Origin of the sequence: Anaerococcus sp. Marseille-P3915 (assembly GCF_900258475.1) — a bacterium.
In the GTDB taxonomy this organism is placed as follows: domain Bacteria; phylum Bacillota; class Clostridia; order Tissierellales; family Peptoniphilaceae; genus Anaerococcus; species Anaerococcus kampingae.
In genome coordinates this window covers 574,472-599,830 of the sequence record NZ_LT984888.1, presented here as the reverse complement: position 1 = coordinate 599,830, position 25,359 = coordinate 574,472, and the positions used below count along the sequence as shown (strand labels likewise).

General features: G+C 35.0%; 20 protein-coding genes and 1 pseudogene. 7 read left to right on the top strand and 14 right to left on the bottom strand.

Annotated features, from left to right (window positions below):
* The first annotated feature begins 57 nt into the window (after positions 1–57).
* Together C8269_RS10330 and C8269_RS10325 are read left to right on the top strand one after the other, a co-directional pair.
* Entirely contained in the window at positions 58–1,218 is a 1,161-nt protein-coding gene (locus C8269_RS10330; RefSeq protein WP_106461711.1) for an MFS transporter, read from the top strand.
* Between the two features lie 30 nt (positions 1,219–1,248).
* The gene (locus tag C8269_RS10325; protein WP_106461710.1) at positions 1,249–2,508 is read left to right on the top strand and encodes an amidohydrolase family protein; all 1,260 of its coding nucleotides are present in this window, start codon (positions 1,249–1,251) and stop codon (positions 2,506–2,508) included.
* Positions 2,509–2,742: 234 nt separating this feature from the next.
* Here the strand turns inward: C8269_RS10325 and C8269_RS10320 are convergent, their stop codons facing one another.
* Both C8269_RS10320 and C8269_RS10315 read right to left on the bottom strand, forming a co-directional pair.
* Positions 2,743–3,039, bottom strand: coding sequence for an MTH1187 family thiamine-binding protein (locus C8269_RS10320; protein ID WP_106461708.1), 297 nt, complete (start codon positions 3,037–3,039; stop codon positions 2,743–2,745).
* A complete protein-coding gene (locus C8269_RS10315; RefSeq protein ID WP_442778143.1) occupies positions 3,040–4,314 on the bottom strand; it encodes a M18 family aminopeptidase in 1,275 nt (424 codons plus the stop codon).
* Positions 4,315–4,389: 75 nt separating this feature from the next.
* Between C8269_RS10315 and C8269_RS10310 the strand changes: the two genes are divergently transcribed.
* On the top strand, positions 4,390–5,574 hold the full coding sequence (locus tag C8269_RS10310; protein WP_234025883.1) for an MFS transporter: 1,185 nt from the start codon (positions 4,390–4,392) through the stop codon (positions 5,572–5,574).
* 1,031 nt (positions 5,575–6,605) lie between these two features.
* On the opposite strand, the gene C8269_RS10305 is transcribed toward C8269_RS10310, so the two are convergent.
* From C8269_RS10305 to C8269_RS10255, 11 genes are all read right to left on the bottom strand, one after another.
* Positions 6,606–7,862, bottom strand: coding sequence for an amidohydrolase (locus C8269_RS10305; protein WP_106461704.1), 1,257 nt, complete (start codon positions 7,860–7,862; stop codon positions 6,606–6,608).
* Position 7,863: 1 nt separating this feature from the next.
* Entirely contained in the window at positions 7,864–8,697 is an 834-nt protein-coding gene (locus C8269_RS10300) for a formate/nitrite transporter family protein (RefSeq protein ID WP_106461702.1), read from the bottom strand.
* 105 nt (positions 8,698–8,802) lie between these two features.
* Complete coding sequence (locus C8269_RS10295) at positions 8,803–10,491, bottom strand: glycoside hydrolase family 13 protein (protein WP_106461700.1); 1,689 nt, start codon at positions 10,489–10,491, stop codon at positions 8,803–8,805.
* A 122-nt stretch (positions 10,492–10,613) separates the two neighbouring features.
* Entirely contained in the window at positions 10,614–12,605 is a 1,992-nt protein-coding gene (gene tkt / locus C8269_RS10290) for a transketolase (RefSeq protein WP_106461699.1), read from the bottom strand.
* A gap of 8 nt (positions 12,606–12,613) precedes the next feature.
* Positions 12,614–13,267: a fructose-6-phosphate aldolase gene (fsa, locus tag C8269_RS10285; RefSeq protein ID WP_106461697.1), complete on the bottom strand. Its 654-nt coding sequence runs from the start codon at positions 13,265–13,267 to the stop codon at positions 12,614–12,616.
* Between the two features lie 2 nt (positions 13,268–13,269).
* A complete protein-coding gene (locus tag C8269_RS10280) occupies positions 13,270–13,938 on the bottom strand; it encodes an HAD family hydrolase (protein ID WP_106461695.1) in 669 nt (222 codons plus the stop codon).
* Positions 13,922–15,193, bottom strand: a complete 1,272-nt coding sequence (locus C8269_RS10275) for a class II D-tagatose-bisphosphate aldolase non-catalytic subunit (protein ID WP_106461694.1) — start codon at positions 15,191–15,193, stop codon at positions 13,922–13,924. Before C8269_RS10275 ends, C8269_RS10280 begins: the two co-directional genes overlap by 17 nt.
* A 43-nt stretch (positions 15,194–15,236) precedes the next feature.
* Positions 15,237–16,274, bottom strand: a complete 1,038-nt coding sequence (locus C8269_RS10270) for a PTS fructose transporter subunit IIC (RefSeq protein WP_106461692.1) — start codon at positions 16,272–16,274, stop codon at positions 15,237–15,239.
* A 10-nt stretch (positions 16,275–16,284) separates the two neighbouring features.
* Entirely contained in the window at positions 16,285–16,602 is a 318-nt protein-coding gene (locus C8269_RS10265; RefSeq protein WP_106461690.1) for a PTS fructose transporter subunit IIB, read from the bottom strand.
* On the bottom strand, positions 16,599–17,042 hold the full coding sequence (locus C8269_RS10260; protein ID WP_106461688.1) for a PTS sugar transporter subunit IIA: 444 nt from the start codon (positions 17,040–17,042) through the stop codon (positions 16,599–16,601). Before C8269_RS10260 ends, C8269_RS10265 begins: the two co-directional genes overlap by 4 nt.
* Positions 17,039–18,958: a BglG family transcription antiterminator gene (locus tag C8269_RS10255; protein ID WP_106461686.1), complete on the bottom strand. Its 1,920-nt coding sequence runs from the start codon at positions 18,956–18,958 to the stop codon at positions 17,039–17,041. Before C8269_RS10255 ends, C8269_RS10260 begins: the two co-directional genes overlap by 4 nt.
* 341 nt (positions 18,959–19,299) lie before the next feature.
* Between C8269_RS10255 and C8269_RS10250 the strand changes: the two genes are divergently transcribed.
* The 3 genes and pseudogenes from C8269_RS10250 to C8269_RS10240 all read left to right on the top strand — a co-directional run.
* Entirely contained in the window at positions 19,300–19,599 is a 300-nt protein-coding gene (locus tag C8269_RS10250) for a transposase (RefSeq protein ID WP_234025882.1), read from the top strand.
* Positions 19,600–19,795: 196 nt separating this feature from the next.
* Complete coding sequence (locus tag C8269_RS10245) at positions 19,796–20,335, top strand: helix-turn-helix domain-containing protein (protein WP_106461684.1); 540 nt, start codon at positions 19,796–19,798, stop codon at positions 20,333–20,335.
* Positions 20,323–21,192 (top strand): annotated as a pseudogene (locus tag C8269_RS10240) (IS3 family transposase); the annotation flags it as partial. The gene C8269_RS10245 and the pseudogene C8269_RS10240, both read left to right, overlap by 13 nt.
* 55 nt (positions 21,193–21,247) lie before the next feature.
* On the opposite strand, the gene C8269_RS10235 reads toward C8269_RS10240, so the two are convergent.
* A complete protein-coding gene (locus C8269_RS10235) occupies positions 21,248–22,534 on the bottom strand; it encodes a dicarboxylate/amino acid:cation symporter (RefSeq protein WP_106461681.1) in 1,287 nt (428 codons plus the stop codon).
* A 614-nt stretch (positions 22,535–23,148) separates the two neighbouring features.
* Here C8269_RS10235 and C8269_RS10230 point away from each other — a divergent pair.
* The gene (locus C8269_RS10230) at positions 23,149–25,299 is read left to right on the top strand and encodes an ABC transporter substrate-binding protein (protein WP_106461679.1); all 2,151 of its coding nucleotides are present in this window, start codon (positions 23,149–23,151) and stop codon (positions 25,297–25,299) included.
* Positions 25,300–25,359 lie beyond the last annotated feature (60 nt).

Sequence of the window (25,359 nt, the reverse complement as noted above, 5' to 3'; positions counted from 1 at the left end):
TAATTATTACGTTCATAGTTATATAATAATTATGAACAAAATTATAGAAAGAAGGTTATGTATTTGGTAGAAAAGAAAAATTTTCATTGGCCAACTTTTATACTTATGGCAAGTGTAACATTTATGGCAATCTTGTCTGAATTAGTGCCGTCTGGAATCTTGCCAGAGCTTATGACTGGTCTTGGTATATCAGAAGCACAAGCTGGTACTTTAGTTGGTTTTTATGCAATAGCCAGTGCGATTTTTGCAATTCCATTAATATCTGCAACTGTTGAATTTAACAGGAAGAAGCTTTTGCTTGGTTTACTAATAGGCTTTGCTCTAAGTAATATCTTAGTAGGTATTGCACCTAGTTATGGTATTGCCATTGTCGGAAGAGTTATTGGTGGAATATGTGCTGGAGTTTTGTGGCCAATGATTGCGGCTTACGGAATGAAGCTTGTTGATGATGAACATAAGGGCTTGGCAGTCGCTGTTATTATGAGTGGTACGACATTTGGTATGAGCTTAGGTCTTCCGCTTGTAACATTTATTGGTACAAATATTGGATGGAGAGTTGAATTTTTAGCAATTGCAATTCTTATTATTTTTATTGCCCTAGGCAGTAATTTCATGTTGCCAGAAGTTTCTGGAGAAAAAAGAGTTGCGGCAAACTCACCTCTTACTCTTATCAAAAATAAAGGCGTGCTTATTATTATCTTACTTACCTTTATATCAGTAGTAACTAACTACGGAGTTTACACATATATCACAAATTTGGTTGATTCAATGAATTACAGTGGAGGAATTGGATTTGCCCAAGTTCTTTTTGGAATTGGTTCAATCTTATCTGTTTTTATTGCAGGAAAAATTATTGATAAGCATATAAAGATACTTTGCCTTTTAATGTTAGCGTCATCTTGCCTAGCCTTTATATTTTTTAGTGTCTTTTCATCAATTAGTCTTATGGTTCACTTAGGATTTATCCTATGGGGAATTGGCTTTGGAGCCTTAGTTACCTTATATCAAACAGCAGTTGCAAGACAAGTGCCACCAAACGCATCAGCAGTTGCTACGTCATTACAATCTGCAAGTTTTAATTTTTCAATAATGGTTGCAAGTTCACTAGGTGGAGCAATACTTGCAAATGGAAATATTAATAATCTACTTATCCTAATGACTACAATCTTAGGAGTAGGTTTGATTGTAACGATTTTATCAAAGAAGACAATGGCTTAATTATTTAAAATTTCTTAGGAGGAATATATTATGAAGAAAAAATTTATTAATGCAAAAGTTTATGGTCATGGAGATTCATCTGAAATCTTAGTTGAAGATGGAAAGTTTTCAAAATTTGGAAACAATCTGGAAGATGCAGATGAAGTTATTGATTTAGATGGAAAACTTGTTATTCCACCATATGTGGATGCCCATCTTCACCTAGACTACTACATGATTGGTAAGACTGATGAAGTTAAAAATGAATCAGGAACACTTTTTGAAGCAATCGACCTTTGGAATGACTTCAAAAAGGGAGTAACAAAAGAAGATATGAAAAATAGAATTTACCAAGCAGTAGAAGATTGTCTTTCCTATGGTACTCAATATATAAGAGCTCAAACTGACTGTACTGATCCTAACCTAACAGGAATAAAGGCTGCTCTTGAAGTGCGTGATGAATTAAAAGATAAGTGTACAATTCAAGTTGTTGCCTTCCCACAAAATGGTATGTATTCATATAAAGAAGATGGCAAAACAGGAAGAGATTTAGTTGAAGAAGCTCTTGAACTTGGCTGCGAAGTTGTTGGTGGAATTCCACACAACGAATGGAGCCGTGAACTTGGAGAAAAGTCACTAAAAGAAATTGTTGAGCTTGCAGTAAAACATGACAAACTTATTGACGTTCACTGTGATGAAACTGATGATGTTATGGCAAGATTTGTAGAAGTATTAAATGCAGAAGCAATGATGAAGGGTATTGCTGAAAAAACAACAGCAAGTCATACTTGTTCCTTTGGATCAGCTGATGATTCATATGCCTTTAGAATGATGGGACTATTTAGAAAATCTAAATTAAATTTCGTCTCCCTTCCAACAGAAAATGCCTTCTTACAAGGCCGCCAAGATTCATACCCAAAACGTCGTGGTATCACAAGAGTTCGTGAATTTGTAGATAATGGTATTAATGTATGCTTTGCTCAAGACTCTATAGTCGACCTTTGGTACCCAGCAGGCAATGGAAACCTAATGAATATCCTTGATAATGGAATCCATCTTGCACAACTAATGGGCGAAAAGGACTTTGATAAGGACTTTGACCTTGTAACTTATAATGGAGCAAAAGCAATGTACCTTCAAGACGAATATGGATTTGATGAAGGAAAACCAGCTAACTTCATAGTTCTTGATGCACCAAATGAATTTGAGGCAATAAGAAATAGGGCTGAATGTCTTTCATCAGTACGTAATGGAGAATTCTTATTTAAAAAAGCAAAAAGAGAATTTGAAGTTGCTCTTAAATTAAAATAAAAATCAACAAAAAAATAGGGGCTCTATAGGCCCCAAAGCGTCGATAAATCCGTTAATTAATCGGGTTTATTGACGCTTTTTCTAATACAATTTGTTTTTAAAAACTATTACAAATACATCATCAGTTAATAATAAAATTGAATTAAAAATAGACACTCTCTTTAGAAAAAATATTAATCCTAACTAGCTTAAGTAAGTAGGCCTATTTAAAGGAAAATTTCTATTAATTAAATTTTATAGCTTATCTTCAACTGATTTTATTTTTTGTTCCATAGAGGCTTTCTTATCACGTCTGTCATCAATTTTTATAACTGTGTAAACCCTGTCTGCTCCCTTAGAAAATACTGACTCTTGCATCTTTCTAATGGCTGCAAAGGCCTTGTCACAATCCGCCTCAATTACTGTTCCCATAGGATTTAGCTTATATTTTAAGCCCTCATCCTTTAGGATTTTTTCTGCTTCTGCTACATATTTACTAACTGATGTTTCCTTGGTGCCAAGTGGCACAAGTGCTACTTCTACTATTGCCATTTAAATCTCCTCAAAAAATCCCTTATATATTTCGTAAGCCTCGTAATGGTCTTTCATGCCGCAAAGCTCTCTAATAGAATGCATGGCAAGCATTGGTATGCCCACATCTATGGTCTTTAGTCCAAGAACTGTAGTTGTGATTGGCCCAATGGTTGACCCACCTGTCTTGTCATTTCTGTTGTGGAAGGTCTGTAGCTTAAGACCCAATTTATTTGCTAGGTCAAAAAGTCTTGCCTTAGTTTCAACAAAAGATGCATAGGCTCCATTTGCAGCGATTTTTACTACTAGTCCCTCATTCATCTTTACAATATTAGTTGGGTCAGAATATTCTGGATAAGATGGGTGAATGGCGTGGGCTTGGTCGGCTGAAATTAGCATAGAATTTTCCACCATAATTTGGTAGCCTTCCTCATCAAGGCCTGATTTGAGGGCAATTCTCTTAAGCACAGCCTTTAAGAAATTAGAAGCCGCTCCTCCCCTAGTCCTTGATCCGATTTCCTCATTGTCATTTAAGATAATCATCTTATTGGCCCCTTCTTTAGAATCCACAAGAGCCCTAAGAGAAGCGTGGACAGAACCGAGATTGTCAATCCTTCCTACTTGAACCATATCATTTATTATCGCCCCAGCTTGCCTATCATAAAGGCCTAGGTCAAAGTCAAGGATGGCATCCTCATCTATTTTCAGGTCCTCAGCAAGAAGTTTAAGAATAAATCCATCCGCTTCAAGCGCATCGCTGATAGTTTTTACAAGAGGATAAAGTTTATCTTGAGGATTATAACCATAGCCCTTGTTGATTTCCCTATTCATGTGGATGGCTGCATTTGGAATAGTCAAAAGGTTCTTGTCAATATTTACAAGAGAATATTTAATCTCATCGCCTTCCTTGTAGGCAACCTTTCCTGCTAGAGATAGGGTCCTATCAAGCCAGGTTGAATGAATCATGCCCCCATAAGGTTCTATATTTAGCTTTAAATAGCCATTTGTCCCTATTTCTGGATTAGACTTGACTTTAAAGGTTGGGCTATCGGTGTGAGATCCTATTATCTCAAAGCCCTCCCTTGGGTCTTTTCCTATTTCAAAGGCTATAAGAGCGGAATCATCACGAATTACATAGTATTTTCCCCTTCCTAATTCCCAATTTTCTTTTTCAGAAAGCCTCTTAAAGCCAGCCTCCTCTAGAATTTCGCTAGCATTTTTAACTGCGAAATAGTTTAGAGGCGATGCATCAATAAATTTTATTAAATCTTCATTAAATTCTTTGTATATTTTCATCATAAAATTATCATACGTCAAGACCGATAAAATTCATTTGAAAATGGGTATAATTATCTTAATAAGGAGTTAAAAATGAATGAGCAAAAAAATTTAAAAATTAAACCAGTAATTATTGAAGGACTTATGTTCTTAGCCTACGCATTTTTCGCAGTCAACTGGATAGCAGGTTCAAAACTTACACCCAATATCCTAAATTTCTTTAATGTGGAAGGCCCTCACGCAGTTAGCCTTATAAATAATGTGGTAACTGTAGCAAAAATCTTGGGCAACCTGATAGCTGCTACAATCTTTGCCAAGCTATTTCCCAAAAAATCTATAGGCCTAGCATCCCTCTTAATACCAGCAGGGGCCATGCTTGCAGCCTTATCCCAGTCCTTTCCTGTTTTTCTAATAGGAAGATTTATAATGGGATTTGGAGGAGCACTTTTTGTAGTCTACTTCTCACCTGTAGTAGTAAATTACTTCCACCCAGATCAAAGACCAGTGGTAAATGCCCTAAATAACGTATCCTACAATGTAGGATCAATCCTAGCTCTCCTTCTAATAGGACCAATCATAAAATTATTAGGACTTGGTAGGTGGGCCTTAGTAGCTTTTGCTATCGTATCTTTTATAATCTTCGCCCTCTGGCTAATATTTGGTGAAAACTTTGAAATTTCATCAACAAAAACAAGTGATGGGCTAGACTTTAACCTAAAAGATGCCTTTAAGGAAAAAATCGCCATAATCATGCCAACCATGTATTTTGGCCACTTGACCCTATATATGGTCATGCTAAATATTTTCCCAAACACCAACTTTTCGCCAATACCTGCCAGTAAAATTTCAACCCTATTTACAACAGGAGCTTTAATCGGTACTCTCTTATCAATAATAGTAGCAAAAAAATCAATTAAAAGAGTCCCAACCCTAAAAATATCAGGCATCCTTACAACAATAATAGCCATAGCCCTAATAAATTCAACAAATGCGACACTTTCAACAATCCTAGCCCTTGCTTTGGGAACAATAATGTATGTACCACTAACAAACTTCGTCTTAATCCCACAAGAGATCCCAGGTATGTATTCAGAAAAACTAACCCAAATCATGAGCGTCTATTGGTCCCTAGTTTATATCCTAGAAACCATAGCCTATCAGATAATAGTAATGATAGAGCATTCAGCGGGAGAAAAAACTGCCCTAATGGCAACAGCAATCTTATCAGCAACCTTCATCATTGGATCCTTTATAATAAAAGAACCAAAAGATTTATAGGAAAAGGGGCCTAAGCCCCTTTTAAAATCCCCTTTTTTTCTCATTTTTTAATGAATTATTATTATTTAGTATTTTTCTTCGTTATTTTATCACATAATAAATGATTGTCATCAAGCTGATGACTTCGCCAAAGGGGGAGAGCCAAGGGAACGTTCCGCATGTTCCCTCACCGCTCTCCCCCTTACCCCCCCCTCTTCGCTACACCCTCCAAGCGGCTCCTTAGCGGAGTGCGAAACAGGAAGATTTTTTTCAAAAATCTTCTTTATTATGGTGGATTACTTCGTATTCATCTAGCTTTATTCATACTGATTTAAAATCAAAAGTCCCCTAAAAATCACAATCTAGTCCAAATTGTATTTTTGTAATTACTTGTCATCTTAGTATTAACAAAATTATTATTTAAGTATGGCTGTCAGTGTGATTTTCTTTACGGTGACTTTTTATTTTAAATCTCCCAATAGATTAGTATTTTAGACCCATTTATCGCAATGTTTGCGAAAGCAAACGAGCCTAATAACTACTATGACGTTAATATCCTCTCAGAATACAGAACAAATCTCCCAAGGCCGGGAGATTTTGTAAATGTAGATGCCGTTAAGAAAATCTCCTGACGCACGAGTTAAAATTAAAATTCTGTAACTACTGAGATGTAGAGTATATACAAAACATAAATGTGGACTAGATTGAGATTTTTAGGCATCGGAATGTCAAAATCAGTTAGAATTAGAATAGGTATTACGAAGAGTTCTGTCTAAAAAGAGTGGCTTGCCGAAGGCAAGCTTCACTATCCGCACTCCGCTAAGGAGTCGCTTGTGGGGTGTAACGGGGAGGGGTTTAAGGGGAGGCCGATGAGGACCCATGCGAAAGGGTCCTTGGGCCTCCCCTTACTACGAAGATTCAATAGTATATAAATATAATTAATTATGAGATTACATTACGAAGAATTAAAGTAAATAATAATATTATCTTGGATAATAAAAAAAGGGGTCTTAGGGGAAACTCCCCTAAAATCCCTTTATCTTGGATAAATATCAGTTTAAATATCTTATAACTTCTTTAAAAACTCCCAAGGCCTCTTCCAAAGTATCCTCATTAAAATCAAAGCTATCCTTATGGTGTCCTGCTGCTAGTTTGCTTCCGAATATGAAGTGGACTGCCTTGCCTCCATTTTCTTCTACTTTGTTTATGAAGTAGACTACATCTTCTGAGGCTTTAAATTTGCCATTTAGGAAGGTCTTGTAGCCTCGTTTTCCTAGCATATCGTTTATTTCTTTATAAAATTCACTTTCTATCTTTAAAAGAGCTGGGGCCGATCCTACTGTTTTTATTTCATAGGCTAGATCGAAGGCTTTGGCCGCTCCTTCTACTATGTCGTAGGTTCTTTTTACCAGGGTCAGGTTGATGGCTTCTGGCTCTCCCCTGGTTTCCATTTCTAGGACTGCCCTATCTGATACTGAATTTCTGGTTGAACCTCCCCTTATTACTCCTACATTTATCCTGGCCATGCCGGTTGAAAATTGGGTTAGGGTGTGGAGATTTAGGGTGGCTGTAGCTGCAGCTAGGTTGGCATTTTTTCCTTCTTCTGGGAGGGCACCTGCGTGAGAGGCATGGCCCTTAAATATTATATCTAGTTTGGTGGATGATAGAAATCCTCCTGTCCCAACGCAGATTTTCCCATCTTCTACACCCATGCCCAAATGACCTGCAAATAAATAGTCTAAATCATCAGCTACTCCTGCCTCTGTCATAGACCTTGCTCCCCTTAGGCCCTCTTCGGCTGGTTGGAAGATTAGGGTGTAGGTGCCCTTTAGGTTTTCCTTATTATCTACAAGCCATTTTCCTAAAAATAAGCCAATTGTTAAGTGGCCATCGTGGCCGCAGGCATGGCAGGTCTTATCATTTCTTGACCTAAAGCCTTCTTTTGCTGGCCTGTGGGATTCTTCTTTAGATTCTCTAATTGTTAGGGCATCTATGTCGAAACGAAAACCAATATTTGGGCCTGGCTTATTTGTATAAATTTTTGCCACTGCTCCCGTGTAACCTTCTAGGATTTCTGAAATATCGAAATCGACATCTTCATCTATTGTGGCTGCGTAGGCCTTTGTTTGTTTAGGGCTTGGTCTGCCGTACATGTAGGCAGGGCTATGGATTTCTTTTCCAAATCTTATCTCATCGACCCCGATTTCTTTTAGGTTTTTTATGATGTTAATTGTTGTCCTAAATTCCAAAAATCCTGGTTCTGCTATTGTATGGTAGAATCTCCTAGTTGATTTTATATCTTTTTCCATATCAAGCCTCTTTCCTATAGGCTAAAAAGTACAAAATCCCAACAAGGATGGCCCCGCCTATGATATTGCCAAGTGTAACTGGCAGGAGGTTTTTAAAAACCATATTAGAAATATTAAGACTAGCTAGAGCCTCTTGACCTAGTCCAGATTTTGCCGCAAGACCTCCTATATTTTTAGCCATAATTCCTGCTGGTATATAATACATATTGGCGATGCTATGTTCAAAACCTGAAAGAACAAATATTAGCACCGGGAAAAATCCAGCTATTAGCTTTGACCCATAAGACTTGGCACCAATTCCCATCCAAACACCCAAGCACACCAAAAAATTGGCCAAAATCCCCAGGATAAGGGCCTGGCTAAAGGATAAGTCTATTTTTGCCTTGGCTATTAAAATTGTCCTTGCTCCAACAAGCCCATCTCCCATAATCCACTGGCCTGATTGAGAGATCAGAATTACTATAAAAAGAGCCCCTATAAAATTTCCCAAATAGACTAAAAGCCATGATTTTAGCATGGTCTTAAGGGTGGTTTTTTTGTCCAAGAGAGCAAAGACCATCAGGCAATTGCCAGTAAAAAGCTCACCGCCTGCGACCATGACAAAGATTAGACCTGGTGTGAAAACAAGGCCTTGGATAAGTTTACCCATAGGCAAGGTCTCAGGACTTGCAAGCAAGTGGGCTGAGGCAAGGCTAGAAGCCACTGCCGCTAGGCTTATAAAGATGCCTGCAAAAAAAGCTAAAATCATTGTTTTCTTGATTGGCAATTGAGATTTTTTCCAATAAGTATCAATCGCCCTTGGTAAAATTTTATCAGGGCTTAGATCATTTTCCATAAATACTCCTTATTTTTTATCTTATTAATTATTAATCTTACCTTTTCTAGGCAAAGAAAAAAGACAGACCTTCGCCTATCTTTTAAAATATTAAATAATTTTTCCTTAGTCCCAAATTACAAAGGAATTTTCCCCTAACTTTTTATCCTCATACTTATTAGCTGCTAGGATATTTGAATCACCTAGGTCAAAATCTAGATCATTGCCCAAATTTATAGCAAGGCTTAGCTTGCTTTCGCAATCAAACCTTTCGACTAATAAAATATCATCCTTGCTTGAAATTTTAATCTTGCCATCTCTTATAACTTTTTGACCCTTTATACTTAAAATTTCCTTGATTTTTTCCAGATAGGATATGTTTTTTTCTAGACTAATCCAAGGGAAAGATCTCCTGCAATCTGGGTCTCCCTTGCCTTCTAGGCCAATTTCTGTTCCATAATAGACTAAGTTAGCTCCCATATACACAACGCTTAAAGCTATCGCTGCCAAATGTTTATCCCTAGACCCATTTATTTCTGTAATAAATCTAGGTGTATCATGGGTATCAAGTAGATTTAGCATCATCATGTTTGCCTGATTTCTATTTCTCATCTGAACCATATTAAAACAATCACTTGCTTTCTTTGCATCAATCTTTTTAGTAAAATAATCAAGGCTTATTTTACTAAAGGCATAATTCATTATAGAATCAAATTCATCACCTCTTAGGAAAGTCTCAGCGTTATGCCAATTTTCACCAATTATTACAGCGTCAGCCTTGGCACTTTTGATTTCCTTACGAAATCTCTTCCAAAAATCATGACTAACCTCATCTGACACATCAAGTCTCCAGCCATCTATATCAAACTCCTCAATCCAATACTTGCCTACCTTTATTAAATAATCTTGGACCTCCTTATTTGAAGTCCTAAGCTTGGGCATATTATAAACATGGGCAAAGGTCTGGTAATTTATCTTTTCTATATCAGCCTTATCTCCATCAATATAAAACCAATTGTTATATTTAGATTTTTCTCCCTTTTCCCTCACATCTTCAAAGATAGGATTTAGGTGGGACATGTGGTTAAAAACTGCATCTAGGACAATCCTTATACCCAAGTCATGGGCCTTATTGACAAGCTTTTTAAAGTCTTTTTTATCACCAAAATGCGGATCAATTTCAAAATAATCAATTATATCGTACTTGTGGTTGGTCGGTGACTTAAAAATCGGAGTCAGATAAAGGCAGTTGATACCCAATTCTTTAATATAGTCTAGTTTTTCAGTAATTCCCCTAAGGTCGCCACCTGCAAAAGACTTTGGAGATGGCAAGTCTAGCCATTTTTGATTGATATAGGTATCATCTTTGTCAAAATTCCCCCTATTAAATCTCTCGACAAAAATCTGATAAAATACAGCATCCCTCATCCATTCGACTGGCTTAAAAATATCTGCCTCGTTGATATATGGCATATGAAATGATGTGAAGTAAAAATTATCAAGATCATAAGTCTCTTCGAGTCCATATTCACTTAGGTAATAAGTCTTATTAGCTTCTTCTATTTTGAAAATATAGGCAAATCTCTTATCTTTTATTTTTATATTTATCTCATAGAAAGCAAAAAGCTCATCGACAAAGGTCTTCTCCATATTAGCTTCCTGCCAGCTGTGCGGGTAGTCAAATTTGTATGTGTAAAGCAGGCTTACATCGACTTCATCTTCCCTACCAGCCCTCAACCTTATATTTAGTTCGTCTTCACCTATGGCATAGGCCATAAAGCTTTCACTTAAATGTAAAATTGCACTTTTATTCATAAATCCTCTCTTTCATTTATATAATTATATGCTAGGATGAGATTTTTTCATTATAAAGGAAAAACCCCTCCATCCGCCTTGCGGATTTTGGGGTTGAGGTCATTTTGAAAGGAGTGATTTACCTATAAATATTTTTCCTTATATTTTTCGACAATATTTTCTACGCTAAATCCTAGTTTTTCTGCTACTAAGTCACCAGGGCCTGAGATTCCAAAGTCATCTATGGCAATATTTAGTCCCTTATCTCCGATCCATTCTGCCCAACCAAAGGATGAAGCCATTTCAATAGATACCCTATTTTTCACTTCTTTTGGAAGAAGGGCTTCTTTGTAAGCTGCATCTTGTTTTCTAAAGAGGGTCATTGATGGCATTGATATTACCCTTATGGCTTGACCTTCTTTTTCGAGAACCTCTGCAGCCTTGATGGCTAGGGATACTTCTGAACCTGTTCCTATAAAGATTCCATCTGGTATTTCCTTGCTTGCTTCTTTTATGATGTAGGCTCCCTTATCTATTGATTCTAAATTTTCTGTCGCCTTTAGATTTTCTAGATTTTGTCTTGATAGTGCTATGACTGTTGGGCTTTCCTTACTTTCTAGGGCTATTTTCCAAGCTAGTCTTACTTCGTTGGCATCTGCTGGTCTTAGATCGATTACATTTGGTATTGCCCTTATCATGGCCAGTTGTTCTATAGGTTCATGGGTTGGTCCATCTTCTCCTACTGCTACTGAGTCGTGGGTGAAGACGTAGGTTAGAGGTAGTTTGGATAGGGCTGATAGCCTTAGTGCTGCCTTTACATAGTCTACAAATACGAAGAAAGTTGATACATGGTGGAAGCTTCCCCCATGGGCCATGATTCCGTTGCCTATAGCTGCCATGGCAAATTCTCTTACTCCATACCAAACATTTCTTCCTGCTGGGTCATCCTTAAAGGATGGTGAGCCTACTATATCTGTCTTATTTGATGAAAAGAGGTCTGCTGATCCTCCCCAGATATTTTGGTTATTTTTGGCTAGGTCTTGGAGGATTTCTCCACCTGATGCTCTTGATGCTAGGGCCTTATCTTCTGCTGAGTATTTTCTTATCTTGTCAAAGAAATTATCGTCTAATTTTCTTTCTATACCATTTATTAGAGATTGATAAGCTTCTGGATAGGCTTTTTTATAGGCTTCCATTAAATCATCCCAGGCCTTATTTGCTTCTTGGCCTCTCTTGCCTAGGTCTTCTTTGAAGGTCTCATAAATTTCTTCTGGGATTTCAAAGTCCTTGTTTTCCCATTTATAAAATTCTTTGGCCTTGGCAAAGTCGTCGCTGCCTAATGGTGCCCCATGAACCTTGTTTGTACCTTGATTTGCTGAACCATAACCTATGATTGTTTTTATTTCTATTAGGCTTGGTTTTTCATCTTGGCTGTTGGCTTTTTCTATGGCCTTGCCTATTGCTTCTAAATCTTCGCCATCTTCTACTTTTATATAGTTCCAGCCTTGGGCCTTGACTCTTGCTTCTACATTTTCTGAGAAGGATGTATTTAGTTTTCCATCTAGGCAGATGTCATTTGAGTCATAGAGTACTACTAATTTTGACAATTTTAAGTGACCTGCCAGGCTCATCGCCTCGTAGGATACGCCTTCCATTAGGTCTCCGTCCCCACATAAGCAGTAGGTTTTGTGGTCTATTACTGGATAATCTTCTTTGTTATAGACTGCTGCCATGTGCTTTTCTGCTAGGGCCATGCCTACTGCGTTTGCTATACCTTGACCAAGTGGTCCTGTTGTTACTTCTACCCCTTCTGTGTCAAGTCTTTCTGGATGGCCTGGGGCCTTTGATCCTATTTGCCTAAAGTTTTTAAGGTCTTCTATTGGTAGATTGTAACCTGCTAGGTGGATCATTGAGTAAAGTAGGGCAGACCCGTGGCCTGCTGATAGGACAAACCTATCTCTATTGAAGTATGATGGATTTTTTGGATTTACATTCAGATATTTATTCCATAGAGAATAAATCATTGGAGCTGCTCCCATGCAGATGCCTGGGTGGCCACTGTTTGCCTTTTCTATCTGAGCTAGGGATAGGCTTCTTATGGCTGCTATCGCTTGTATATCTTTATTTCCTGTCATTTCCCCACCTATTTTCCTCTATTTTCAAATGCTTCCCAGTCTTTTTTAAAGCTTGCTATACCAGCATCTGTGAGTGGGTGGGACCATAGTTTTTCAAAGATTGAGCCTGGGATTGTTGCTATGTGAGCGCCTGCTAGGGCTGATCCTTCTAGGTGTTTGTTGGTTCTGATGGATGCTGCTATTATTTCACTTTCTAGGCCGTAGATGTCTAAAACTTCTCTAAGTTCTGATATTAGTCTAATTCCATCTTCTCCCATATCATCGATTCTTCCTACAAATGGTGAGATGTAGGTGGCTCCTGCCTTAGCTGCCATGAGACCTTGGCTTACTGAGAAGATTAGGGTGCAGTTGGTTTTGATGCCTTCTTTGGATAAGGTATTTACTGCTTTGAGGCCGTCTTCTGTCATTGGGATTTTTACTACGATGTTCTCTGCCCATTTTGCTATGTCACGAGCTTCTTTGACCATGTTTTCATAGTCGTAGCTTGTTACTTCTGCTGAGATTGGTCCATCTACAAAGGAAGCTATTTCTGTTACTACCTCTTTAAAGTCTCTGCCTTCTTTCTTGATTAGAGATGGATTGGTTGTTACCCCATCACAAAGACCTAGGTCATTTATTCTTTTTATTTCATCTACGTTTGCTGTGTCTAAGAAAAATTTCATTTTTACTCCTTAATGTTCTCTAGTACATCTATTACAGAAAATAAATTTTTATATGTTCTTTCTACGCTTAGGTCGTTATACTCAAATGAGCTATCTGGAATTATCATATAATTTATTCCAGAATCCTTGGCCGCAATGTAACCATTCTCTGAATCCTCTAATATTAGGGCCTCTTCTTTTGAAATTCCTACAATTTCCAACGCTCTTAAGAATATATCAGGGGCAGGTTTTGATTTTTTAACATCTTCACCTGATACTATCACATTGAATCTTTCAAGAATCCCTTCTTTTTCTAGCAAATTATTTATTCTATCTCTTCCACTAGACGAAGCTATTGCATATAAAATATCGTTTGAATCTAGGTAATCTAACAATTCAATTAGACCATCCTTTTTTAGAGATATTTTAGGATCTGAGAATATTCTCTTTCTTTCTTCTAATATTTCATATCTCATCTGGGATGCTTTTTCAGCATCCCCCATATCATCACTTAGAGCCGTCAAAACCTGCTTATCTGTCATTCCAGCATAACGGTGTCTTTTAGTTATATCATATTTGAATCCGTATTTCTCAGCATACATAAGCCAGGTTTTAAAATGTATTATTTCAGTGTCCAACATTAAGCCATCCATATCAAATATGATTAATTTTATTTTATTTTTTAAGTTCATTTCTTACTTTGCTTGTAATTCCAATCATGTTGAATCCAACAGCATATCTATTAATAGATTCTTTGATTATTTCTTTTATAAACTTTTCACCATCTAATCCTATAGAATTTATATTTTTAATTAATTTTTCTCTTTCGTTTTTAACATCTTCGTCGTTAAAAGTATAGTGGCCGCCCAATGTGAAAATCTCATTTGATAGGTCTACATTATTTAAGATTTCTTCAGTTTCCATCGATTTAAATTCATCAGAAACCCATTTCTCCCATCTTCTTGATTTTACAGCATTAGTGGTTATTACTTTTTCAATATCACTTACACTGTCAATTAAGCCTTTTTCATGTGCAAACTTTTCTAATTCTGCTAACTTTTTAATAGCACCAGTTTCAACAGTTCCAAACTCTGGAGCAACATTAGTTGCTGTTACGTGTGATGGTAAATGCTTGATAAGGTCTTCGTAGGTCATATAGTCGCCATTGTGTTCTTTAACCCCAACATTATACTTAAAAGCCATATTAGCTAAATCTTTTGCATTATTATAATCAAAATGTCCAACTTGTTCAGCTTTTCTAGTTAGAGTTCCTGTTTGACCTACAATAAATATTGGATGAGGTAGGTCCCTTTTATCAAGCTCTTCATTGAGTTGATTAATAAACTTTTCGTATGTCTCTGTTGTTGTTAAACCTCCGTTAGTTTCCTCAGTGCCTACTTCATAGCTAATTTCACCAACACCTAGTTCTTTTCTAGTTTTTTCGCAATATTCTATTAATTCAACAGTCCTAGATAATACAACATCTAGAGGTATAACCTTTCCAATTTGAAAAGGATCCTTTGTTGGGTCTATCATCAACAAATCAAATCCATTTTTAATATCTTCATAATAGGATTTTTTTCCTAGCTCCATAGCAACATCTTCTTCAAGATGTGCATTTCTCTCCTCATCTCTCTGCCATGGTCCGCCATGGTCCCTACAAAAATAATATAGTCCGTTAAAATCTATATCGTCAGCAATTTTCTTTATATCATTTACAAATCTTTCTTGGTTCCAACCATTAACATAGCCAGAACCAAACTCATCGCTATCTACCTGATTTCTACTGGCTATAAACATTAGTGGAAAATCTTTTTCATTAGCAAGTTCTAGAGATGCCCTTATCATAGTTTCTGACATCGGTCCTATTCCCAATAGAGTTGCTCCTTCATTCTTCTTTAATAAATTTAAATTTGCTTTAATAAAATCGTTAATTTTTATGTTCATTATTAATTCCTTTCCTATTATTAAAATTCTATCTTCATTTGTCTTATTCAATATCCGGTTTTAAAATATGAAGTATCAGTGCTGTAACTAGTGACCCTATTATTATTGCTAGTGAGAACCATAATTTTCCATTAACTGCACCTAGTACAATAAAGCCACCATGCGGAACAAGAGTTTCTACATTATTTAGCATCCCTATTGCTCCTCCGACTCCCGATCCTATAACTATAGCTGGAATTACCCTTTTCAAGTCTTTTACTGCGTATGGTATTGCACCCTCAGTAATACCAAATAATCCCATTATTCCTGAACTTATAGCCATTGCCTTATCATCCTCACTATATTTTTTTCTTGATAAAAATACTGATAAAGCAACTCCTAGTGGTGGTATAGCTACGGCTATTCTGTGGGCACCATTTAATGTATATACACCTTCAGCCATTAAAGCAAGGGTAAAGGCAGAAACTGTCTTGTTGATTGGGCCTCCCATATCTATAGCTGTAAAAGCTCCTATTATGAATCCAACTAACAATGCACTACTACCTTGTAGGCTTCCTAATAGGTTTGTAAGACCAACTACAAGTAGAGACAATGGTTTAGCAAGTACATATATATAAACCATTGATACTAAGAATGTAGATAAGAGCGGAATCACTAGTATAGGCATTATAGGCTTAATTGAAGCAGAAACTTTCCATTTTTTTATCCAATCTGAAATGTAGCCTGATAAAATACCAACAATCATACCGCCTAAAAATCCAGTCGATACTGCAGGTTCACCTATAGGATTAGCTGCGATGTATCCTGTTACCATTCCCGGTATTAATCCAGGCTTTCCAGCTATAGAGTATGATATATAGCCAGCCAATATTGGTACCATTAGTGCGAATCCTGATGATCCTATAATTTCTAAGTTTTTCATGAATGTATTTGTAACTTTCATTCCTTCATCTGTTGGAGTACCACTTGCTAAGGCTATAGCTAAGAATAAACCTCCAACAACTACAACAGGTAACATATAAGATATTCCGGTACTAAACGCCTTTTTTATTTCATCCCATATATTTCTCTTTTTATTCATAGTATTCTCCTTATAATAGTTTTTCTAACTCGTCAAATATAGCTCCAGGATTTTTTATTACATCTGACGGATCAACCTCTAATATTTTTCCAGATTCTCTCTTTTCATCAAATCTTTCTTCACCCTCGATGCCAACAGCGATAGCTAAAATTGCAACATCCGCTTCATCCACTTCTTCTTGGCTTATCTCATTTTCAACACCCATACCACCTTGTGTTTCTACTAGTATTTCATATCCTCTTTTTTTACTCTCTTTTTCTAAGGCCGCTTGTGCCATATAGGTGTGTGCGATTCCTGTAATACATGCAGTTACTGCTACTATTTTCATTTTTCCTCCTGATTTTTTAATAATTCATAAATTTCTTCTACACTTTTAGAATTTTTTAACTTCATTCTAAAATCATCATCAATTATTTTCTTACTAATTTCTGCTATATACTTTAAATGCCTATTACTCCCCCCTTCACTTACCGCTATTAAGAACACTTGATTGGTAAAATCTTCATCAGTTTCATTCCACATAATATCATTAGATAATTTAATGTATGAAATGAAGTCATGCACTATAGTGCTAGATTTTGCATGTGGAATTGCTAAATTAAAATCTAATGATGTACTCATGAGTTCTTCCCTATAGTATAATTTATCTATAAAATCAGTTTTTGATTCTATAAGTCCTAACTTATATGCCTCGTTTGAAACAAATTTAAAAACCTCATCCTTGCTCTTTAAATCTTTGTCAACAAATATCAGTTTCTTTTCTATCATAGTATTGTCCTCCTTAGTAGTTCTATAAATTCTTGATAGCTTTGAGTCTTTATTAATTCATCAATCAAATTTTTATCTTGAGATATTTCGTAAATAAAATTGAATAATGTTCTCAAGTTCTCTATATCACCTTGACTTATATTCATCATAAACATAATGCTTACTTTATCATTCTCCCAACCTACTTGTTTTTTATTAATAACTGTATATATACAACTGCTTTTAACAAATTTAGGGTTTCCGTGAGGTGTCGATATCATATAATTAAGTGCAGTACTTCCCATTTTTTCTCTTGCAAAAATACTTTCAATATAATTTATATCAACAATATCTTTCTCCAACATATCATTCAGTGCAAAATTCATCATTTCATCTCGATTACTGAAATTTTTATTAAAATGAATAAATTCTGGTCTGAAATAATTGTTAATAATATCAAATATTTTGTGCTTACCGTTTAACTGTTTATACTTTGTGTTTTTAAAAATAGTTGAATTGTACTTATTGCTTATGTTTTTTAAATCTCTTTCTGTTACAACAGGGGTTATTTTTACAAAAGGAATATTTCCAAAAGTTATATTGTCACTGGTTGTTATTATCATGTCACATTTGATTTTAGATAAATCAAAGTCACCTTCAAGCACTTCTATATCGACAGTTGGTAGCACTTTTTTTATTCTATTAATAATAAAACCAGTGTCATAATATCTACTTACTATATGGAGAATTACTTTTTGGACTATTTTATTTCTATCTAAGGATGATTGTAAATAAATAGTCAGGAGTCCAATTTCGTCATCATTTAAATCAAAGTCAAAAATCCCTCGATTCATTATCACAATCATCCAGATAGTATTAAACAAAGTAGTGTATTCATTTTTTATCTCATCTATAAATGGATTGTCAATTCTTATATTATTTTTCGATCTTTCAATCATAGAAGGAAAGTGTTTATTAAGTTGTTCAACTAGTATAGGATCCTTCGATAAATCTAACTTTAAGAGTTCACCAGATGATTTTAAAAATATTTCAACTAAGTCTTCAACAGCATTTTTATCGTATGAGTTTTTAACTTTTATATTATTTGCTCTTAAAATATCGTAAAAATAATTAATTTCAGACTCTGAAAATATAATTCCGAAATTGCATTCAACCATCTTTAAAATATCATCTGAATTTTGATTCGTTATTATCGAATCAATATTTACAATATTATTAACTTCATTTAGATCTGTCTTTCTATATACTAAAACAATTAAGTAATTAATAATATTATCAAAATAATACTCTGCTAAAACTTGGGAGTTATTTGTCAAATATGAGTAGAGCACACTTTTAACTTTTTTTACAAGCCGCTCGCCATAAACATCTGATAAAAACAAATAATAATTTCTATATAAATCTTTAGATTCAATTAGCATTAATCTTAATTTTTTAAAAATCAACTCATTAAATCTTACATATAAATTTTGGATACTTAATTCATCACCATCTATATATAATTCATTATTGCTTATTAATAAACTTGCTGACAAATCCTTAATATATTTTTCGTTTATATAATTTATGTCATTTAAAATTGTTGATTCACTAACAAAAAGTTTTTCTGACAAATCATCTATATTTAATTCATTTGCGAATAGAATATTTTTAAACAAATCATATCTTCTATTCGAAGAATAAAAATCTTCAATATCAATTTCTTGCCTTTTACTAGAATCATCTTTTTCCAACATCACGCCATCATCTAATCTCATCAAACTGTAGCCCGATGTTTCAAGTAAATGGTCCAAATAATTCAAGTCATTAAAGACAGTTCTTCTAGATACAGCAAACGTTTTTGATATTTCATTTACCGATAGTTTCTTATTAGATTTTTTTAACAAATTTAATAATTTTTCTTGCCTTGAGTTCATATAATCATCCTTACTTATATACTAACAAAATACTATTATTTTATCTAATATGTTTTTTTCACTGTACGATGAAAACATTATTATAATATGAACCTATTTTTTAGCAAAATTAATAATTTCTCTTGTCTTGAGTTCATATAATCATCTCCTTACTTATATACTAACAAAATAATATTATTTTATCTAATATGTTTTTTTCACTGTACGATGAAAACATTATTATAATATTAACCTAATCTTTTTTAATTTTATCTCATAAAAAGGGGCTGTTGCAAAAGTCCCAGTATAGAAAAAAGACGAGGAAACTAAACATCCTCGTCTTTTTCTGATACAATGTATTTATGAAAACAATTAAAAATACATTATCATTAACTAATTTTACACTAGCTGATGATACAATTCAATTAAAATTAAATTTTAACACGGAAGTATACATTCAAGATGATATAAAACTAAGGCTTGTAAAAAATATAATTGAAAGGATAGACCTAACGGAACTAAGAAAAGTTTACTCATCATTTGGAAGAAAACCTACTGTGAACCCAATAACAATGCTTCAAATAATAATATTCTGCTACTCTGAAGGAATATTCTCATCAAGAGAAATAGAAAAATCATGTAAATATGAGATCTCAGAATAAAACATCTTCACTTATGGCATAGTCCATAAAACTTTCACTAATATGCAAAATCGCAGCTTTATTCATCTTCCCTCGCTTTCATTTATATAATTATATGCTAGTGTTTATATATTTCATTTTTTAATAAAAAAAATACCAGAAGACTTAGCTTTGACCTGAACCCCAAAATCCGGAATACGGATGGAGGGGTTTTAGTATGCCAAAATACACAAAAGAATTTAAAATCAAACTAGTAACGGAATATTTATCAGGGGAATCTGGAGGCAGTCCGATGGTTGCTAAAAAATATGATATACCCGAAGGTACATTACAAAACTGGATAATCAAATATCAATCAGGTGGATTTGATAACTTATCAAAAAAGCAAAATCAAGATAAATTCACTAGTGAATTTAAGCTATCTGTAATACAATATAGGCAAATCAATAATATCTCATTCAGACAAACCGCAGAGCACTTTAATATAAGCAATAAATCAATAATATGTAATCGGGAGAGAGCATATAGACAGCGTGGTTTATCTGGACTAGAGGATAACAGAGGAAGGCCTAGAAAAAATATGACCAAATCAAATAAAAAGTCTAAACTTAATACTCCAATAAATGAAAGTGAAAGAGAAGAGTTAATAAGATTAAGAGAAGAAAATAGACTTCTAAAAATGAAGATAATCTACGAAAAAAAGCTACAAGCCTTGCTACTGGAAGAGGAAGCAGAAGCAAGGAAAAGACACAGATAATCCTCAAACTTCTAAAAATATATCCACAAAGTAAAGTAAGTAAATGGCTAGAAATAGCTAAATTACCAAAATCATCATACTATGAATGGAAGATAAAATTAGAAAGTCCAGTAGATAAAGACAAAGAAATTAGAAAAGAAATAACAACCATAGTAGAAGCATCAAAAGGTAGATATGGCTATAGAAGAGTAACTATGGTATTAAAAAATAAAGGCTTTAATATTAATCATAAAAAAGTCTTAAGAATAATGAGAGAAGAATCCTTGCTATGCTCTAAATTTAAAACTAGATCAAGAAAATACTCATCATACAAGGGACAAATAGGTAAAGTAGCAGATAATGTTGTAAAAAGACAGTTTAAAGCTACTAAACCAAATCAATTATGGCTAACAGATGTAACAGAATTTAGAATTAAAGGACAAGAAAATAAGCTATACCTATCACCAATATTAGACCTATACAACAGTGAAATAATCAGCTATACCCTAAGCAATCACCCAACAATAGAATTAACTAATACTATGCTAGAAAGAGCGTTAAAAGAAAATAAAGACATTAAAGATTTAATTATACACTCAGACCAAGGATTTCATTACCAACATAGTACTTGGACTAAAAAACTAGAAAAGATGAATATAAGGCAAAGTATGTCAAGAAAGGGGAATTGCTTAGATAATTCTCCTATGGAGAACTTCTTTGGAATACTAAAACAAGAAATGTTTTATGGTGAGGATTTTAAAAGTTATGACAATTTGATAAATGAGATTGAAAAATATATTAAATGGTACAATGAAGATAGGATTAAAACAAAATTAAACGGAATGTCCCCTGTTATGTACAGATTACATTCCGCTTAAAATATTATTAAATTATTCCGTGTTTACGGGTTCAGGTCACTTCTGATATCTTTTCTTATTCGTTATATTTTTCCCTATCAAGCTTGCCTTCACTAGCTGCAACGATCACTGCTGATGAGGCTGCTGCTGTGACGTTTGTAGCAGTCCTTCCCATATCTGCTAGGGATGAAATTGGAGAAAGAATTACTACCATTTCTATCGGTAGACCCATAGCTGCAAAGACTGCTGTTGTAGAGATTGTGGCTGTGCCAGGAACTCCTACTGTGCCTAGGGACACAAGAAGGGCTACTATTATAAGGCTAGCGTAATTTGATATTCCCCAACCTAGGTCTAATACATTTGCTGTAAGGACTGCTGTCATTACTGGCCAAAAGCCCGCACAACCTGGCATGCCCATGGTTGCTCCAATTGGGGCTACAAAGGATGCTATTTCTTCTGCTACACCTTGTTCTTCTTCAAGGTTTGCGACATTGGCAGGAATTGTTCCTACTGATGACTGGGTGGTGAAGGCTATGGTTTGGACTGGGAAGTGCTTTTTGAAAAAGTGGACTGGGTTTATCTTAGCAAAGATGCTTAAAAGGGCACCGGTTGTTACAAAGGAATGAATCCCACTTGCCAGATAAGTTAATATTAGGATAAATACTAAAGGCTTGATAGCTGTGTAGTCTATCTTTGCTACAGCCCTTGCTATTAAGGAAAGGACTGCATATGGGGTAAAGTCTGTGACAAAGCCGATTAGCCTATTAATCACTGCTGAAAATGATTCAATAAAAGCTACAAAAGGCTTGGTTTCCTCTTCCTTGCCGTGTTCGATTAATTGTAAAACAGCAAGACCGATTAGAACAGCAAAGACAATTATTGGAATTACCCTACCATTTCCTGCATCATCTATAATGTTTTTTGGGAAAAATCCTACCACTGCTTCGGCAAAGCTTGGTACTTCCTTGGCTTCTGCCGCTTCTGGCAAAGGAATATTTGCCCCACTTCCGATTGAAAAACTAAGAGCTAAAATTAGACCAATTAAGGAACCTAATATATTGTGAAGACTTAAGATTCCAACTGTCTTTAGACCCAAGCTCTTAAGCTTGGCTAGGTTTTCGCTTGATACCACCACCTTTATAACAGATGTCAAAAGTAATGGAATTACAAGGGCAAAGAGGAGGTTGGCATAAACTTCTCCAAAGATTCCTACAAGCTCAGTTTCTCCCTTAAAGATAAATCCTACTCCTAGACCTAGGATTGAACCTAAAATTACCCTCGTGGAAAATTTTGATCCACGTTTTTTAAGTAGACTTAGGCCAAAAAACAAAGCCAAGACTACTACTACTGCTAGATATTTCATATATCACCTTTCTATAAATTCACCTCTCAATGGAGGATTATTGCAACAAACCATCATAAATTGAGTAAAAAAAATCCCGTCCCCAAATAAAGGACGAGTGCAATCGTGTTTCCACCTTCGTTCATCTTCTATATATAATTAGAAAACCTCATGGGAGTCAAATAACTCCGCTCGCTATAACAGGCGAACCTGTGATAAGCTACTATTTTCGCCTACCCGACTCAAAGATGCATAAATATATTGCTCATATAGTTATCTCAGCTACCTAACTTTCTCTGTAATACTCGCTTATATATTCTCTTCTTTTTCATGTCAATTTATTATATTTAGATTATACAAGACCTAGTAAATTAATCAAGATTAACTTTTACTTAAAAATTAAAAAATCTACATAAATACCAAGATAAGGATACGAATAAAAGATGAATATAAACACTTTAGGAAAAGAAAAAACCAAGGCTACAAAGTCCTTTATCCTGATATTGCCCAACCTAGAAATCTACTAAATTTAAAAAAGGAAATTAATATATATACAATAATCTTTGACTCGAATGAATAATGAGAGTAGAGTTTTAAATATTTATAAAATATACATAGATAAAAGGAAGGTTAGTATGAAAAACAAAAAACTTTATTCATCCCTATTGGCTTTGGCTTTAGTCCTAAGTCTTTCGGCTTGTGGATCCAATTCAAATTCTACAAACGATGCGGGAAATGGGGCAAGTGGACAAGAGGAAAACAAGGATGCCCAACCTTTAGAGGATAGTCAAAAAGAAAATCTTGATGATTTTGAAAAGCAGACAGCTGATGATACCATAGTTTTGGGTGTTGGCACTATTAATGGAGACTTCATCCAAGGCTACAATAATGACGCAAATGACGTAAATGTTAGAAAGTTTATGGGTATTGAAGGAAACAATGGCTATAATTGCTATGTTATAGATGAATATGGCCAGTTCCAAACAAATACCGCTGCCCTAGAAAAAGAACCTGAGCTCATCAAGAATGAAGATGGGTCTATGACCACCAAATACACAATCAAAAAAGATTTGAAATGGTCAGATGGCGAGCCTATTACAGCTGATGATTATCTTTTTGGAATCCTACTAGAATCTGATAAGGACTTTAACACTCTTACAGGCTCTTTAAATGTTGGTGGTGATTCTATTAAGGGATTCGAGGCTTTCAAAAAGGGTGATACAGATTCATTTGAAGGTCTAGAAAAGATTGATGATTATACTTTCTCTATCACAGTTGATGCTTCACAATTACCATATTTTGAAGCTCAAGCCTTATCTAATGCAGGCCCAACACCTCTTCACTATATTGGTCAAAACTTGGCTGTATCAAAAGATGGCAAGAAACTTGTTGTTAAAGAAGGTTACCAAGTGACTGACAAAGACAAAGAAAATTACAAAAAATCTATAGATAATCAAATTGCCCTCCTAAAAGAAAACTTTGACAAAGACAATGAAGGAGAGGATAAGGAAAGCGAAGATTACAAAAAAGCTAAAGAAGAATTAGACCAAAAAGAAAAAGACCTCGAAGCTCGTAAAAGCGGAGATGTTGACCCAACAAGACTTCTAATTGAAGAAGCCATGATAAAAGAAACAAGCGATTACAGGTTTAATCCTGCAGTAACTTGCGGTCCTTACAAGTTCAATAAATTTGAAAATAACATGGTTAAACTTGACCTTAATGAGAATTACCAAGGCAATTTCAAAGGCCAAAAAGCTAGCATACCTCACATCATAGTTCAATTGGTTAATAGAAATATAGGCCCAGACCTACTAGAAAATGGCGACATCGACATTTGGGAAGCTGAAACTGATGGCGGGAAAATTGCCCAACTCAAAAAAGCGCAAGAGGCTGGAAAAATAGGCTTATCTTCTTATGAAAGAAATGGTTATGGAAATATAATCTTTTTAACAGACAGAGGAGCAACTAAATACAAAGAAGTAAGACAAGCTATAGCAAGCTTAATGGACAGGAACGAATTTGTTCAAGCCTTCCTAGGTGGTTATGGTGTAGTAACAAATGGTATGTATGGCCAAAGCCAATGGATGTATAAGGAAAGAGGAGCAGATTTACAAGAAAAACTTACAAACTGGGTTTTAAATATTGATAAGGCAAATGAATTATTAGATCAAACTCCTTACAAGTTCGAAAAAGACGGCAAGAGTCCATGGGATAAGGCAAAAGCACTAGATGAATTTAACAAAAACCAAGACGGCTTCGACTATTATAGGTATGACGAGAATGGAAACAAGCTCGTTGTTAACCAATATGGAGCAGAACAATCACTAATTACAACCCTAATATCAAACCAACTTCCTCCAAATGCTAAGCAAGCTGGTATGGAATATAATGTGACAGCAGGCTCATTCTCAACCCTAATGGATTATTTGAGTTTCCCAAAAGAAGATGCACAATATACAGCTTTTTCAATGGCTTCAGACTTTGCTACACCATTTGACCCATGGTTCTACTACTCATCAGAAGGACCATTTAACAGAAGCAAGGTTAACGATCCAAAAGCTGATGAAGTAACTGCAAGTTTAAGAAAAACAGATCCATCTGACAAAGAAGGCTACCTAGATAAGTGGGAAGAATTCCAAAAATGGTATAACGACTACCTACCAGAAATCCCACTATATTCAAATGTATTCCACACAGGATATTCAAACAGGATTAAGGGCTTTGATGTCATCACACCAGTATGGCAAGCATGTGACCAAATCAACGCAATGACAATCGAAAAATAAAATTTATTATAAAAAGACGAGGACATTTTCATTCCTCGTCTTTCTTCTATTTAGACCTTT